Source organism: Kribbella sp. NPDC003557, assembly GCF_040610805.1.
Lineage (GTDB): Bacteria > Actinomycetota > Actinomycetes > Propionibacteriales > Kribbellaceae > Kribbella.
The window spans coordinates 446,272-460,890 of record NZ_JBEXMY010000003.1 but is presented as its reverse complement, the minus strand read 5'-3'; the positions used below and the strand labels follow the sequence as shown (position 1 = coordinate 460,890).

Genomic DNA, 14,619 nt, shown 5'->3' with positions numbered 1-14,619 from the left:
GTGAGCCTGTCCCGGCTCGCCGTGCTGGTCAGCACCGCCCTGATCGGCTTCGGCCTGCCCACCTCCGCGGCCGCCGCGCCGGCGCTGATGAAAGCAGACTCGCCGACCGCGGTCAGCTGGCTGCAGCGAGCGGCCGCCGCACCGAACCACGTCTCGTACCACGGGACGCAGATCATCACGTCCTGGGGACCGCAGGGCTCGAGCTCCGCGATGCTGGACATTGTGCACGCGGCGTCGCAGGGCTCCGAGATCAGCGTGCTCGGCTCGTCGGCCCCAGGCGCCAAGGCGTTCGTGCAGCGCGCCACCACCACGGACGCCGCGGTCGACGGCGGCCCGCTGGCGTTGCTGCAGGCGACGTACCAGCTGGTCGACAAGTGCTGCACCGACCTGATCGGCCGGAGCGCGGTGCTCGTCGAGGCGCTGCGGGCCGATCAGACGCTGGCGGCCAAGTTCTGGATCGACAAGGCGTCCGGGCTGCTCCTGCAGCGTCAGCTGTTCAGTGCGGACGGTAAGACGATGGTGCGAGCCACCGTGTTCACCGAGCTGGAGATCGAGGGCTCGGAGTTCCTCAGCCATCTGCCGCCGATGCTGCCCAGCGGCGTCGAGGCGGTCGGCATGGGCAAGGTCGGCAACCTGCGCTCCGAGGGCTGGGTCTGCGCGCCGGAGCTGCCCGCCTCCCTCAAGCTGTACGACGTCCACCAGGACACCACCAACGGCTCCCTGCAGTTCTCGTACTCCGACGGGCTGTTCAACGTCTCGCTGTTCGAGCAGCGCGGCACGCTGGACCCGGCCGCCGTGGAGGGCTTCAGCAGCACCGAGAGCCCGGGCGTCTACGTGCGCTACGGCATGCCGTCGTACGTCGTGTGGTCGTCCGGCGGGATCGTCTACACGCTGATCGGGGACCTGCCGCCCGAGCAGCTCGGACACGTCGTCGGGTCGTTCCCGCACGAGCTGCCGGTCAAGCTGAGCGCGATCCAGCGACTGGGTACCGGACTGGCCAAAATCGCGACCTGGCTCACTCCGATGGGTGCACTTTCGCCGAAGCTGGGATAATCGAAGGTGGAACCTCCTCCGGTTGCCGCAGGGGGCTCCATCGACGACCACGACGACGATGAGGCGGACACCGTGACCAGCGACGACGCCGAGCCGACAGTTCCGAACCCGGCGACCGCGGATCCGACCGCGGTCCTGCCCGCCGCGCCTGCCGCGAACGGGTCCGCCGGGGCCGCCCCGAGCGGGAACGGGCAACCGGCCGGTCCGCCGCTGACCGCCTTGACGCCGCCGGAGCCCGGTGCGGGCACGATGCCGCTGCGCACGCCCGGCTCGGACGCGGCGTACCGGCAGACGAACGGCGGGCAGTCGAACGGTGGGCAGTCGAACGGTGGCCGGTCCACCACACAGCGCAGCTTCGGGCGTCCCGAGCCGCAGCAGAACTTCCGCCCGGTCTACCCGGGACAGGCCTGGCCGACCGAGCAACCGCAGTACCGGCCGACGTACGTGCCGCCGCCACCGGCCGACTGGCACCAGCAGCAGGCCCGGTCGTACGCGGCGGAGCCGCACAAGCTGAACAGGGTCGTCACGATCGCCGCCCTGGTCGCCCTTGTCATCGGCGTCCTCGCCGGAGCCGGCGCGGCGACGGCCGTGGTCGCCCTGAGCGGCAACGACACCCCGATCGCACAGCAGCCCGAGCCGCCCGTCGGCACCGGGGCCGACCCGAAGATCCGCACCGGCTCGGTGTCCGCGGTCGCCTCGACCCTGCTGCCGAGCGTCGTGCAGCTGAAGGTCGAGGGCTCGGACAACTCCGACGCCACCGGGTCCGGGTTCGTGATCGACAACGTCGGCCACATCCTGACCAACAACCACGTCGTCGCGGCCGCGGCCAAGGGCGGCTCGATCCAGGTCGTCACCAACGACAACAAGACCGCGACCGCGCGGCTCGTCGGCCGCTCCCCGGCCTACGACCTGGCCGTCGTCCAGGTGGCCGGCCTGACCGCGCCGTCGGTGCAGTTCGGCCGGTCGGACCAGGCGGTCGTCGGGCAGGACGTGGTCGCGATCGGCTCGCCGCTCGGCCTGGCCGGCACCGTCACGTCGGGCATCATCTCGGCGAAGAACCGCCCGGTGACCACCGGCGACGACACCGGGCAGGCGTCGTCGTACATCAGCGCGCTGCAGACCGACGCCGCGATCAACCCCGGCAACTCCGGCGGCCCGCTGGTCGACATGAACGCGCGGGTGATCGGGGTGAACTCCGCGATCGCCACCGTCCGCGGCTCCGAGGACGGGCAGAGCGGGAGCATCGGGCTCGGGTTCGCGATCCCGATCGACCAGGCCCGGCGGACCGCCCAGCAGCTGATCGCCACCGGTAAGGCGTCGTACCCGGTGATCGGCGCGAGCGTGGACATGACGTTCGAGGGCGGCGCCCGGGTCAGCGCGGTCAGCCCCAGCTCGCCGGCCGCGCGGGCCGGTCTGCGGGTCGGCGACGTGATCACCGCGGTGAACAACGACCCGGTCGACAGCGCCGAGGTGCTGATCGTCGCGATCCGGACCCACCAGCCCGGAGAGGCCGTGCGGCTCGCCTACGAGCGCGGCGGACGGTCCCGAACGGTTACGCTCACTCTCGCCCAGCAGATCGGCTGACGCCCCGTGCTCGGAGTCGGGATACCCTTGTCGGCGTCCGAGGCGATGTACAGGAGTGAGGTGGGGACATGTTCGGCATCGGGCCACTCGAACTGGTCGTGATCGCGATCGTCGCCGTACTCGTCTTCGGGCCGGACCGGCTGCCGGAGTTCGCGCGGACGGCGGGGCGGCTGCTGCGCCAGGTCCGCCAGATGGTCACCAACGCGCAGAACGACCTGCGCAACGAGCTCGGCCCGGAGTACGCCGATCTCGAGCTGCAGGACCTGAACCCGAAGAACTTCGTCCGCAAGCACCTCCTCGACCCGATCGAGGACGAGGCGAAGCCGGTGTCCACCGACTTCACCGACACCGCGCCGGCGCGGCTGCCGGCCGGCGCGAAGCCGCCGTTCGACCCCGAGTCGACCTGACCCTGCTCACGTCCGCCGGACGAGCAGGAAGCCCCCGGCGAGAACGGGCAGGAGCGCGAGCACGCCCCACAGCGGCGGGAACGGGTGCACGCCGTACTCCGTGACGAGCAGCAGGACCAGTCCTGCCGTCAGGGTGAGCAGGATCGCCAGTACGGCGGCACTGACCGCGATCGGCCGCGGCGTCCGCGCGAGAGCGACGACCAGCAGCCAGACGAGCGCGTTGAAGACGGCGACGCCGTACACCAGGCCGTAGACCGTGCCGGACGAGATCGTCTTGCCGTACGGCGCATAGGCGGCCGCGGCGTGGTCGAACAGGCTGCGACCGCCTGACTGATCCACGATCGCGACGACGGCGAGCACGAGCGAGAGCCCGACCGCGAGCAGCGCCGTGCGTTTTTCTGAAAGTGACTGTCTCATGCAAGTGACTGTACGAACGGCGGTTCGGTGTGGTCAAGAGTTTTAGACAGTGACTTGCTCAAGCGCGTAACTGTCTCTTAGGGTCGGGGTATGGCTACCGGTCTGCGGCAACGCTGGCGCGAGAAGGCGCGGCGGACGATCCAGGAGCGGGCGCTCGACCTGTTCGACGAGCGCGGCTTCGGCGCGGTGACGATCGAGGAGATCGCCGCCGCGGCCGAGGTGTCGCCGTCGTCGGTCTACCGCTACTTCGGCACCAAGGAAGGCCTGATCGTCGCCGACGAGTTCGACACGATGAGCGAGGAGGCGCTGACGGAGCTCTTCGACCCCGGGGACCCGGTCGGCACGATGACGCGGATCGTCCGCGACTACGAGGCGGTGCCGGCCGGCGGCGAGCCGGCCCCGTGGCGGCGGATCCGCTACTTCTTCAAGGAGCCTTCGGTGCGGACGGCGTTCTGCGCCTCGCTGGATCGCGCGAGCCGGCGCATCGCGCCGCTGATGGCCGGCGGCGGCTTCACCGAGACGCAGGCCCGGGTGGCCGCGAACGCCCTGGTCTTCGGGTACTTCGCGGCGTTGGAGCAGTGGTACGTCGACGGCGGCGTGCGTCCGGTCGCGGAGTACGTCGAGGACGGTCTCGCGCCGTTGCGCCCGATCTGGTCAGTCGGTGATCAGTAGGTCGTAGGTGACCTTGTCGTCGACGCGGGTGGCGATCTGGAACGCGGCGCGTTCGGTGCCGACATGCCGGAAACCGGCCTTCTCGGCGGTACGACGGGCGGCCGTGTTGGTGGCCGCTGTCCGGATGAAGAGCCGCCGGCCGCCGAACCCGCCGTCGTCCGGCGCGGCGAAGTACCAGCGGGCGACGGCCTGGACCGCCTCGCTCATCACACCGCGGCCCTGCGCCTCGGGGTGCATCCAGTACCCGACCTCGGCGTCGCGGACCTCGCCCCGGGTGTGGATGCCGAACAGCGTCAGGTTGCCGAGCCCCTGATCGGTCGCGGCGTCCGCCACACACCAGTTGAACCGCTTCCCGGCGGACGCCTGCTCGGCCATGTCCTTCAGCCAGAAACGCGCGTCCTCGACGGTGAAGGGCTGCGGGATGAACGGCAGGAACTGCGCGGTCGCCTGGTTGGTGCGGGCGGCAGCGATCCGTTCGACCTCGTCCTCACGCCACCTGCGCAGGCGCAACCGTGCCGTCTCCAGCACCGGGTGGAACACGCGTCAGCGGCCGGCGGGGGACAGGCCCAACTGACGGCCGAGGAGACCGCGCGGCTTGCCGCCCAGCGTCTGCGCGATCTTGCCGAGCACCTGCGCGGCCGGCGTGTCCGGGTCCGCGGCGGCGAGCGGCTGGCCGAGGTCGCCGCCGGAGCGGAGCCGCTCGTCCAGCGGGATCTCGCCGAGCAGCGGGATCGGGTAGCCGAGGCGTGCCGACAGGGTCTCCGCGACCCGCGTCCCGCCGCCGGAGCCGAAGATCTCGATGCGGTGCTCGGGACCGCAGTGCGGGCAGGGCAGGTACGACATGTTCTCGACCACGCCGGCCACCCGCTGGTGCACCATCTGCGCCATCGTGCCGGCCCGCTCGGCCACCTCCGCGGCGGCCTCCTGCGGGGTGGTCACGACGATCACCTCGGCGCTGGTGAGCCGCTGGCCGACCGAGATCGCGATGTCGCCGGTGCCCGGCGGCAGGTCGAGGAGCAGGACGTCCAGGTCGCCCCAATACACGTCCGCGAGCATCTGCACCAGCGCGCGGTCCAGGATCGGGCCGCGCCACGCGACCACCTGGTCGCGCTTCGGCTTCAGCATGCCGATCGAGATCACCTTCACGCCGTGCGCGGGCACCGGCATGATCATGTCGTCCACAGCGGTCGGCCGCTCGTCCGCGACGCCGAACATGGCCGGCACCGAGTGTCCGTAGATGTCGGCGTCGAGAACGCCCACCGACAGGCCCTGACGAGCCATCGCGACCGCCAGGTTCACCGTCACCGAGGACTTGCCCACGCCGCCCTTGCCGGACGCGATCGCGAACACCTTGGTCAGCGAGTCGGGCCGGGAGAACGGGATCTCCTTCTCGGCCACGCCGCCGCGCAACTGGGTCTGCAGGGCCGCGCGCTGCTCGGCCGACATCACGCCGAGGTCGATCTCGACGCCGGTGACGCCGTCCAGCTTGCTCACCGCGGCCGTGACGTCGCGCCGCAGCGTGTCCTTCATCGGACAGCCGGCGACGGTCAGCAGGAGGCGGACCGCGACCACGCCGTCCTCGCGCACGACGACGGACTCGACCATGCCCAGATCCGTGATCGGTTTCTTGATCTCCGGGTCCAGCACACCACCGAGCGCCGTGGTCACCTGATCAGCAGTGGGAGCCATGCCCCAAGGCTACGTGCTCGCCCCAGTCGCCCCGACCGCAGTCCGTGTGACGTAGGTCCGGGAAGGTGAACCTAACTTCAGAGACCGGGCGCGCCGTAGATCGGGAACCACCGGGACAGGTCCTGCTCGAAGTTGAGATCCGCGCCGACGACCGACTTGATCTGCAGTTCCTTGGCGTTGTCGCGGCGGTCGGCGCCGACCGGGACGAACGGGTACCAGGAGCCGCGTTTGTAGAGGTAGACCAGGCCCAGCGACTGGCTGCCGTCGGTGAAGGCGACGAGCGTGCAGAGCAGGGCGTTGCCGAAGCCCGCGTCGACGAGGGACGTGTTGACCGCGTGCAGGTCGGTGACGAGGGTCTCGAGGTCGTCGGGAGCCGTCTCGCGGACCAGCCAGGTGAAGCCGTACGAGTCCGTCGTACTCGAGAACTTGGCGTTGTCCAGCGCGAGCAGCTTGTCGACCTCCTCGCGAAGGGCCGTGAACCCGCCGCCCTCGGCCGCCTTGAAACACACCGACCCGCTACCCGTCGGGCGGTAGCCGGCCGCGGTCTCCAGGGTGATCGCGGCCGACGGAAGCGAGAACAGCTGATCGAGATTCGGCGGCACAGCCTTGCTGCGCCCGAGCAGGATGTCGAGAAGTCCCATGTGTCTAAGCTTGCTCGCCCAGCTCGCGGGAGAGGGCACCGAGGCGGTCGAGGCGTGTCTCGAGCGCGGGGTGCGTCGAGAACAGCGACGAGACGCTCTTGCCGGACAGGGCCGGGGCGAAGAAGAAGGCGTTGAACGCCTGCGCCTGGCGCAGGTCGCGGGACGGTATCCGGGCGATGTCCCCGCTGATCTTCGTCAGCGCCGACGCCAGCGTCGACGGTCTGCCGGTGAGGATCGCGCCGGCCCGGTCCGCGGCCAGTTCGCGGTAGCGCGACAGGGCCCGGGTGAGCAGGAACGAGATCGCGTACACGGCCACCGACACCGCGATGATCGTGAGGACGACGAGCGCCGCGTTCTGGTCCCGGTTCCGCCCGAGGCCGCCGTACAGGCCGAAGCGGGTGATCAGGCCGGCCAGGACGCCGAGGAACGACGCGATCGTCATCACCGCGACGTCACGGTGCGCGACGTGCGAGAGCTCGTGCGACAGCACACCCTCGAGCTCGTCGTCGTCCAGGCGGCGCATGATGCCGGTGGTCACGCAGACGACCGCGTTCTTCGGGTTGCGGCCGGTGGCGAACGCGTTCGGCAGGTCGACGTCGGCGATCGCGACCCGCGGCTTCGGCATGTCCGCGAGCGCGCACAGCCGGTCGATCGCGCCGTGCAGCTGCGGCGCCTCCTCGGGTGTCACGATCCGGCCGTGCATCGCGTACAGCGCGACCCGGTCGGAGAACCAGTACTGCGCGAACAGCATGCCGCCCGCGATCACCACGGCCAGCACCGCGCTCTTGGTCAGCGCGATCAGCAACCCCACGAAGCCGACGTACAGCAGTCCGAGCAGGAAGCCGGTGATCAGCATCCGGCTGGACAGCCCACGATCAGGAGCGAACCGAGTCTTCATCCCCACGTCCTTCTTCTCACCTGATAGCGAGCGTAGCTCGGGGTCAAACCCGGTCGTCCTCGCGTGTGTCCAGGTCGGCGAGCAGCGAGCGGAGCTCGGAGCGCAGGAAGTCCCGGGTGGCGACCTCACCGACCGCCATCCGCAGCGAGGCCATCTCGCGGGCCAGGAACTCCATGTCCGCCCGGGTCCGGGCGTCCACGTCCCGGTCCCGCTCGTACTGCACCCGGTCGCGAGCCTCCTGCCGGTTCTGTGCGAGCAGGATCAGCGGGGCGGCGTACGACGCCTGCAGGCTGAGCGCCAGTGTCAGGAAGATGAACGGGTACTCGTCGAAGCGCAGGTTCCCCGGCGCGAAGATGTTCCAGCCGACCCAGAACAGGATGGTCGCGGTCATGTAGACCAGGAACTGCCCGGTGCCGAGGAACCGCGCGATCCGCTCCGACAGCCGCCCGAACGCGTCGGCGTCGTACACCGGCCGCGGGACGAAGGTCCGCCGCCAGTCCCGGGGGACGTCGAGCCGCGTGCTGCCGCGGAACATCCGGCGCTCGTCCATGCTGCGGTCGTCACGGGGCATCGTGGTCCACCTCCTGCGGCTCGGGATGGTCGTGTTCGCGCCAGTCGTCGGGCAGCAGGTGGTCGAGGACGTCGTCGACCGTCACCGCGCCGATCAGCCGGCCCTCGTCGTCGAGCACCGGCGCGGCGACCAGGTTGTACGTCGCCAGGTACTTGCTGACCGTGTTCAGGCTGTCGTCGGGCCGCAGCCCGTCGAGGTCGGTGTCCAGGACGGCGGACACCAGCTCCGACGGCGGCTCACGCAGCAGCCGCTGGATGTGGCCGATCCCGATGAACCGTCCGGTCGGCGTCTCGAGCGGCGGCCGGCAGACGTAGATCATCGCGGCGAGGGCGGGACTCAGCTCCGCGTTGCGGACGCGGGCCAGCGCGTCGGCGACCGTGGCGTCCACCGGCAGGATGACCGGCTCCGACGTCATCAGACCGCCCGCGGTGTGCTCCTCGTAGGTCAGCAGCCTCCGGACGTCCTCGGCCTCGTCGGGCTCCATCAGCGTCAGCAGCCGCTCGGCCGTCTCGGTCGGCAGCTCGGCGATCAGGTCGGCCGCGTCGTCCGGGGACATCTCCTCCAGCACGTCGGCGGCCCGTTCGGTGTCCAGACCGTCGAGGATCTCGACCTGGATGTCCTCGGGCAGCTCCTCGAGCACGTCGGCCAGCCGCTCGTCGTTCAGCGCGACCGCGATCTCCTTGCGCCGCTTGGCGGACAGGTCGTGCAGTACGCCGGCCAGGTCCGCCGGCCGCATCGACTCGAACGCGGCCAGGATGTGTGTCGCGCCCTGTCCCTCCTCGACCTGCGTGAAGCCGCTGACGTCGCTCCAGTCGAGCACATGGGTCTGACCGCGGCGCCGGAACCGTTTGGAGCCCTCCCGGACCGCGACCTTGGTCAGCATCCAGTCCCGGGCCCGCCACTGCTCCATCGCCATGTCGAACACCACCGCGGTGGCGCCGGTGTCGGCGATGGTGACGGTCCGGTCGAGCAGCTCACCGAGCACCAGCACTTCGGTCGCGCGCTGCTCGAACCGGCGCATGTTGAGCAGTCCGGTCGTGACCACGTGGCCGACGTCGACCGACGTGACCCGGGTCATCGGCAGGAAGATCCGGCGCCGGGTGAACACCTCGACGACCAGGCCGAGCACGCGCGGCGGCTGGTCGCCCTGACGCATCATGGCCACCACGTCGCGGACCTTGCCGACCTGGTCCCCGTTGGGGTCGTACACCGGCAGACCCGCCAACCGAGCGACGTAGACCCGCGACGGTGATCCGCTCATGTCCGAAGGCTAACCCGCGGAGGCCGCGTCCCGGCCGAGGACGCTTCGTAGACTTTGTTTCTCGGGCAAACAATCGAAGTGGGGTGGGCATGCTGGGATCCACCGGGCTCGGCTCCGACGACGAGGCGACCTACCTGGATCTGATCCGGCGGGGAGCGGCGTCCTTGGTGGACCTGGCCGCACGCGTCGGGCGTCCGCTGCAGGAGGTCCAGCGCGCCGTCGACGTACTCCTCAGCGAGGGTTTCGTGCACCGGACGCCGCCACCGGGCGAGCTGATCGTGCCGGTGCCGCCGGAGCTCGCCGTGGAGCAACTGATCCTGCGGCAGGAGGAGGAGTTCGACCGGATCCGCAAGGCGGCGTACCGGCTGGCGGCCGAGGCGACCCGGCAGAGCGGGGCGCGGCGGACCGAGGAGCTGATCGAGATCGTCAGCGGGGAGACGGCGGTCGGCCTGGCGTTCGACCGGGTGCAGCGGACCGCGCGGAACGAGATGCGCGAGCTGGTCGCCCCGCCGTACGTCGCCTCGGCGGAGGTGAACAATACGCAGCTGGCCCGACAGGGTGCCGGTGTGACGTATCGGGTTGTCTACGACAGCTCGGCGCTGGGCGACGCGGTGCTGGCAGCAAGCGCGGTCAGCCACGTGCGGGCGGGTGAGCAGGCCCGGATCGCGGACGAGCTCCCGACCAAGCTGGCGATCGCGGACCGGGAGCTGGCCCTGCTGCCGCTGGACTGGGCGACACCGGCGCAGGACGCGGCGCTGCTGGTGCACCCGTGCAGCCTCCTGGACGCCCTGGTCGCGCTGTTCGAGACCGTGTGGAATCGGGCCAGCCCGTTGTCTGTGACCGAGTCGGACCGGCTGGAGGCCGACGAGGCGATGTCTGCCGAGGACAGGCACCTGCTGTCGCTGCTGGTCGCCGGGCTGACCGATGACGCGGCCGGCGCACGCCTCGGCATCAGCCGCCGTACTGTCGCCCGACGGGTCCAGCAGCTGATGGAGCAGACCCACTCCCGCTCACGGTTGCAGCTGGGCTGGCACGCACGCGACCGCGGGTGGCTCTGACCGGATTGGTCGTGACCGCTTTGCGCCAGGCAGATCCGTAGCAGCCGGGCCGGGGCGCCGCATGTAATGCGGACAATCCCCTGAGCTTGGAGTTTCCGTGTCCCTCCCAACGCCCTTTCGCCGTGGGTTGACCGCCCTCGGCGCGGCCGTGCTGGCGCTGACCGCCGTCACGATGCCGCAGGCCGGCGCGGCCCGGCCGGCGGCCGGTGTGCAGCCGCCGAGCCAGCGTGGCAGCACGCCGCCGCGCACCGTCACGCTGATCACCGGCGACAAGGTCACCGTGACCACTGTCGCCGGTCGCCCGACGGCGACCGTGAGCAAGCCGAACGGCGGCCCGGCCGGTGCGCACATCATGGCCGTCGGCAACGATCTGTACGTCTACCCCGACGCAGCCCTGCCGTATCTCGCGTCCGGTGTCCTCGACCAGCGCCTCTTCAACGTCACCGGGCTGCTCGCCGACGGGTACGACGACGCGCACAGCGACGGCACGCCGTTGATCGTGTCGTACGCCCCGGGGCGCAAGCAGGCCCCGCCGGCGGGTGCACGCCAGACCCGCGTGCTGACCAGCATCAAAGGTGCCGCCATGACCGCCGACCACGACCAGGCCGCGTCGTTCTGGTCGTCGTTCACCGGAGGCACCACGGCAGCCCGGACCGGGATCGCGAAGGTCTGGCTGGACGGCAAGTCCAAGGCGACGCTGTCCGACACCACCGCCCAGATCGGCGCGCCGGAGGTCTGGCAGGGCGGCAACACCGGCCAGGGCGTGGACGTCGCCGTCCTCGACACCGGTATCGACGCCGCGCACCCGGACTTCGGCGGGCGGATCGTTGCCTCGCAGAGCTTCGTCCCGGGCAAGGACGTGACCGACCGCAACGGTCACGGGACCCACGTCGCCTCCACCATCGCCGGCACGGGTGCCGCGTCCGGCGGGAAGGAACAGGGCGTCGCGCCCGGCGCCGGACTGCACATCGGCAAGGTCCTCGACGACGACGGCGGCGGCCAGGACTCCTGGATCCTCGCCGGGATGGAGTGGGCCGCGCGCGACCAGCACGCCAAGGTGATCAGCATGAGCCTCGGCTCCGGGCCGACCGACGGCACCGACCCGATGAGCCAGGCGGTCAACACGCTGAGCGCGGAGACCGGTGCGCTGTTCGTGATTGCCGCGGGCAACTCCGGACCGGACCCTTTCAGCGTCTCGGCGCCGGGTGCCGCGGACGCGGCCCTGACCGTTGGTGCGGTCGACGGTGCCGACCGGCTGGCGTCGTTCTCCAGTCGTGGCCCACGACTCGGTGACAGCGGCCTCAAGCCGGACCTGACCGCGCCGGGCGTCGACGTACTCGCTGCACGATCGCAGTACTCGCCGGAGGGTGAAGGGTCGTACGTCGCAATGAGCGGTACGTCGATGGCCACGCCGCACGTCGCCGGAGCGGCCGCGTTGCTGGCGCAGGCACACCCTGACTGGACCGCGCAGCAGTTGAAGGACGCACTGGTCAGTACGACCAAGACCACGGTGCAGTACAGCCCGTTCGCTGCAGGCACCGGCCGGCTGGATGTGGCGGCTGCGGTGCGCAGCACGTTGTACGCGTCAGGCTCCGCCTTCGCTGCGGTCAAGTGGCCGTACCCAGCGAGCGGACTGGTGCAGAAGGACGTGACCTACACCAACAGCGGTGCTGAGCCCGTCACGCTGAACCTGTCCCTCAAGAACCAGGGCGTCCCGGCCGGTCTGTTCACGCTGACGACTCCGCAGATCACGGTCCCGGCTCACGGGACCGCGACGGTCGGTGTTGTGAGTCACCTCGAGTTGGCGGCCGATGACGGCACCTACAGTTCGATGCTCACCGCCACGGATGCCGGCGGAGCGATCCGCGCCCACACCTCGATCGGCGTCAGCAAGCAGAGCCAGCGGGTGAAGCTGTCGCTGCGCGCGAAGGACCCGCACGGCGCGCCGTCGTCAGGTGTCGTCGTCCTGAAGGACATCAGGCGGGACGTGGTGCCGCAGGTGTTCATGGTCGACGGCAGCCTCGACGTCGACGTCCGACCGAGCACCTACGCCGGGTGGATGTACGCCGACGTCCGCGGCCTGGACGGGCCGCACTCGCTGGGCCGTGCTGTCATCAGCCAGCCGGAGGTCGACGTCACCGAGGACACGACGGTCACGTTCGACGCGGCCGGCCTGCGCAAGGTCGCGGCGGTCACGCCGTTGCCGACCGACAACACCTATGTCCGGCTCGACCAGTACCGCAGCTACGGCGACCTGCATCGCTTTGTCGACACGTACCAGCTCGAGTGGTGGATCTACGACTCGCTCTGGGCGACGCCCAGCCACAAGGTCACGCAGGGCTCCTACACCTTCGCGACTCGCTGGCGTCAGGTGCAGCCTGCTCTCACCGTCGGCTCGTTCGACAGCGTCGTCCAGAGCTGGTCGCCGAAGCTGCCTGCGGGCGTCGGCAACTACCCGGTCGCGTATGTCGGCACAGACCCGGCGAAGTACACCATCCGCGGCAAGATTGTCGTTGCTCAACGCAACGATGCGGTACCGCCGACAGCGCAGGCAGCGGCGGCCGCGAAGGGCGGCGCCAAGCTGCTGCTGATCCTGAACGACGGATACGGCCCGCTCGACTCCTGGGCCGACCTGCCCCAGGAGGAGGCGCCGGCGCTCCCGGTCGCTTCGCTCAACACCGATCAGGGCAAGCAGTTGCTGGCACAGCAGCCCAAGTTGCTGAAGCTCGTGTCGCACCCGTACCCGGAGTACCTCTACGACCTCGTCCAGCACCACGAGGGAGCGGTGCCGAAGGACCCGGGCTACCGGCCGACCGCACGTGATCTCGCGCGGATCGACGAGTCGTTCCGGGACACCAAGCCGGGCGACGCACTCGACGTCCGGTTCGACCTGTCGGCCGACCTGACGTGGGCAGTAGGCGCCGCATCGACACCAGTGCCGGCGCAGGGCGACCACACCGCCTGGGTCACGGCGTCGCCGAAGGTCAAGTGGCTCAGCATGGCCGCGGTACCGGACCTGTCACAGCAGGGCTCGTCGTTGTCGTACCGCGCCGGCAGCACGACGAAGGAGACCTGGTTCAGCGGCATCCAGCGGCCACGGCTGCTGAGCGACAATGCGTTGTCGACACCGCCGTCACGGGTCGGCGACCTGATGAGCGTCTTCACCCTGCCCGGTTTCGCCGACTCCGGTCCGCACCAGGGCATCGTGTACGACGTGGGCGCACCGGTCACCTCGGCGTTCTACCAGGGAGACACGCTGCTCGGTGAAAGCACTGACATCCTGACCGTCGAGGTCGCACCGGAGCCGCTGCCGTACCGGCTTGTCGTGGATACGAAGCGCGACCTGCCGAACCGGCCGTACTCGCCGTCCACGCACACCGAGTGGGGCTTCACCTCGAGTCAGGCCGACTACGCGAACCTGGAGACGCTGCCGCTGCTCCAGCTCGACTACTCGATCGCAACGGACCTGTCCGGTCGGGCCAAGCGTCACGCCGACCTGACGGTGACGCCCTCGCACCTGCCCGGCGCTGTCGACACCGGCAAGGTCAGCACGGCGACCCTGGAGCTGTCGTACGACGACGGCGCCACGTGGCGACCTGTCCGGCTGCAGCGATCCGGGTCGGGTTGGCGCGGGCGGATGGACGCGCCCGCATCGGCAGACTATGTGAGCGTGCGAGCGACGGCACACGACAGCGCTGGCAACAGCGTGAGCCAGACCGTGCAGCGCGCCTTCGGGGTCCGCTAGCTGAGTTTGGGGCGGCGGCGCACGGGACGGTGCAACGTCGTCGGCGGCTTGCCGCGGGTCGTGGCTCTGGTCGGCACCGGAGCCTCGGCCCGCGGCGTCGCGTCGTACCGGCCGGCCGTCTCGCTGATCTCACCGGTCGGCTCCAGGACGAGGATGTCGGCCTGGCTGCGCCAGCGGTCGAGCTGGGTGTCCAGGTCGGCTGCGTTGAGACGCTCGGTGCGGAGCACTTGCGCCGCCGCGGTCCACTCGTCGGTCGCGGGGTCTAGCCGTCGTACCCTGGCCTGCCAGCTCGCCAGCCGGCTGGTGGCGGGCTTGGCCGGGACGACGACCGCCACCGAGGAGGCCGCGGCGAGTCCCGGCAGAGGCTGCTCCGCCCCGTCGGCCGAGTCCGCCAGGACGACGTACTGCCCGTCGATCGTGGCGAACCAGGCAGGGACCGGCCGACGGCCGTCCCACGCCAGCCAGACGAGCCCCGCCTTCTTCATGACGCCCGCGATCTCCTCGTTGCTCACAGGTCCGAGTCTCCCACGGTGAATCGGGACACACTCGGAAGGGAAGTGAGCCGGGTCACCGGGACAGCGGCGGCCGACGCCGTACGCTGCCGGTGACCGGTGGGTAACCGA

General features: G+C 70.4%; 14 protein-coding genes. 6 read left to right on the top strand and 8 right to left on the bottom strand.

Annotated features, from left to right (window positions below; all coding sequences use genetic code 11):
* The 3 genes from ABZW60_RS14060 (at nt 1) to ABZW60_RS14050 (ending at nt 3,044) form a co-directional block, all read left to right on the top strand.
* Nucleotides 1-1,053: a transcriptional regulator gene (locus ABZW60_RS14060; protein WP_355476676.1), complete on the top strand. Its 1,053-nt coding sequence runs from the start codon at nt 1-3 to the stop codon at nt 1,051-1,053.
* A 6-nt stretch (nt 1,054-1,059) separates the two neighbouring features.
* Nucleotides 1,060-2,637, top strand: a complete 1,578-nt coding sequence (locus tag ABZW60_RS14055) for a trypsin-like peptidase domain-containing protein (protein ID WP_355476674.1) — start codon at nt 1,060-1,062, stop codon at nt 2,635-2,637.
* A 68-nt stretch (nt 2,638-2,705) separates the two neighbouring features.
* Nucleotides 2,706-3,044 carry a sec-independent translocase gene (locus ABZW60_RS14050; protein WP_355476672.1) on the top strand — a complete coding sequence of 113 codons (339 nt, stop codon included), beginning with the start codon at nt 2,706-2,708 and terminating at the stop codon, nt 3,042-3,044.
* 6 nt (nt 3,045-3,050) lie between these two features.
* Here ABZW60_RS14050 and ABZW60_RS14045 read toward each other — a convergent pair whose 3' ends face one another.
* Entirely contained in the window at nt 3,051-3,461 is a 411-nt protein-coding gene (locus ABZW60_RS14045; RefSeq protein WP_355476670.1) for a hypothetical protein, read from the bottom strand.
* A 90-nt stretch (nt 3,462-3,551) separates the two neighbouring features.
* Here ABZW60_RS14045 and ABZW60_RS14040 point away from each other — a divergent pair, with 90 nt between their 5' ends.
* Nucleotides 3,552-4,133, top strand: a complete 582-nt coding sequence (locus ABZW60_RS14040; RefSeq protein ID WP_355476668.1) for a helix-turn-helix domain-containing protein — start codon at nt 3,552-3,554, stop codon at nt 4,131-4,133.
* Here the strand turns inward: ABZW60_RS14040 and ABZW60_RS14035 are convergent.
* The 6 genes from ABZW60_RS14035 to ABZW60_RS14010 all read right to left on the bottom strand — a co-directional run bounded on the left by ABZW60_RS14035 (nt 4,116) and on the right by ABZW60_RS14010 (nt 9,193).
* Entirely contained in the window at nt 4,116-4,661 is a 546-nt protein-coding gene (locus tag ABZW60_RS14035) for a GNAT family N-acetyltransferase (protein WP_355476666.1), read from the bottom strand. The two genes, ABZW60_RS14040 and ABZW60_RS14035, sit on opposite strands and share 18 nt — an antisense overlap.
* A 15-nt stretch (nt 4,662-4,676) precedes the next feature.
* Nucleotides 4,677-5,822 carry an Mrp/NBP35 family ATP-binding protein gene (locus tag ABZW60_RS14030; protein WP_355476664.1) on the bottom strand — a complete coding sequence of 382 codons (1,146 nt, stop codon included), beginning with the start codon at nt 5,820-5,822 and terminating at the stop codon, nt 4,677-4,679.
* Between the two features lie 77 nt (nt 5,823-5,899).
* The gene (locus tag ABZW60_RS14025) at nt 5,900-6,463 is read right to left on the bottom strand and encodes a hypothetical protein (RefSeq protein ID WP_355476662.1); all 564 of its coding nucleotides are present in this window, start codon (nt 6,461-6,463) and stop codon (nt 5,900-5,902) included.
* A 4-nt stretch (nt 6,464-6,467) separates the two neighbouring features.
* Nucleotides 6,468-7,361, bottom strand: coding sequence for a zinc metalloprotease HtpX (gene htpX / locus ABZW60_RS14020; RefSeq protein WP_355476660.1), 894 nt, complete (start codon nt 7,359-7,361; stop codon nt 6,468-6,470).
* Nucleotides 7,362-7,404: 43 nt separating this feature from the next.
* A complete protein-coding gene (locus ABZW60_RS14015) occupies nt 7,405-7,932 on the bottom strand; it encodes a DUF1003 domain-containing protein (RefSeq protein ID WP_355476658.1) in 528 nt (175 codons plus the stop codon).
* Nucleotides 7,922-9,193 carry a CBS domain-containing protein gene (locus ABZW60_RS14010; protein WP_355476656.1) on the bottom strand — a complete coding sequence of 424 codons (1,272 nt, stop codon included), beginning with the start codon at nt 9,191-9,193 and terminating at the stop codon, nt 7,922-7,924. The genes ABZW60_RS14015 and ABZW60_RS14010 overlap by 11 nt, the downstream gene beginning before the upstream one ends.
* Nucleotides 9,194-9,282: 89 nt before the next feature.
* On the opposite strand from ABZW60_RS14010, the gene ABZW60_RS14005 reads away from it, so the two are divergent.
* Both ABZW60_RS14005 and ABZW60_RS14000 read left to right on the top strand, forming a co-directional pair.
* Nucleotides 9,283-10,251: a helix-turn-helix domain-containing protein gene (locus ABZW60_RS14005; protein WP_355476654.1), complete on the top strand. Its 969-nt coding sequence runs from the start codon at nt 9,283-9,285 to the stop codon at nt 10,249-10,251.
* Nucleotides 10,252-10,348: 97 nt separating this feature from the next.
* Nucleotides 10,349-13,996: a S8 family serine peptidase gene (locus ABZW60_RS14000; RefSeq protein ID WP_355476652.1), complete on the top strand. Its 3,648-nt coding sequence runs from the start codon at nt 10,349-10,351 to the stop codon at nt 13,994-13,996.
* Here ABZW60_RS14000 and ABZW60_RS13995 read toward each other — a convergent pair.
* Nucleotides 13,993-14,508 (bottom strand): hypothetical protein, encoded by a 516-nt coding sequence (locus ABZW60_RS13995; protein WP_355476650.1) that lies wholly within the window; start codon nt 14,506-14,508, stop codon nt 13,993-13,995. The genes ABZW60_RS14000 and ABZW60_RS13995 overlap by 4 nt on opposite strands.
* Nucleotides 14,509-14,619 lie beyond the last annotated feature (111 nt).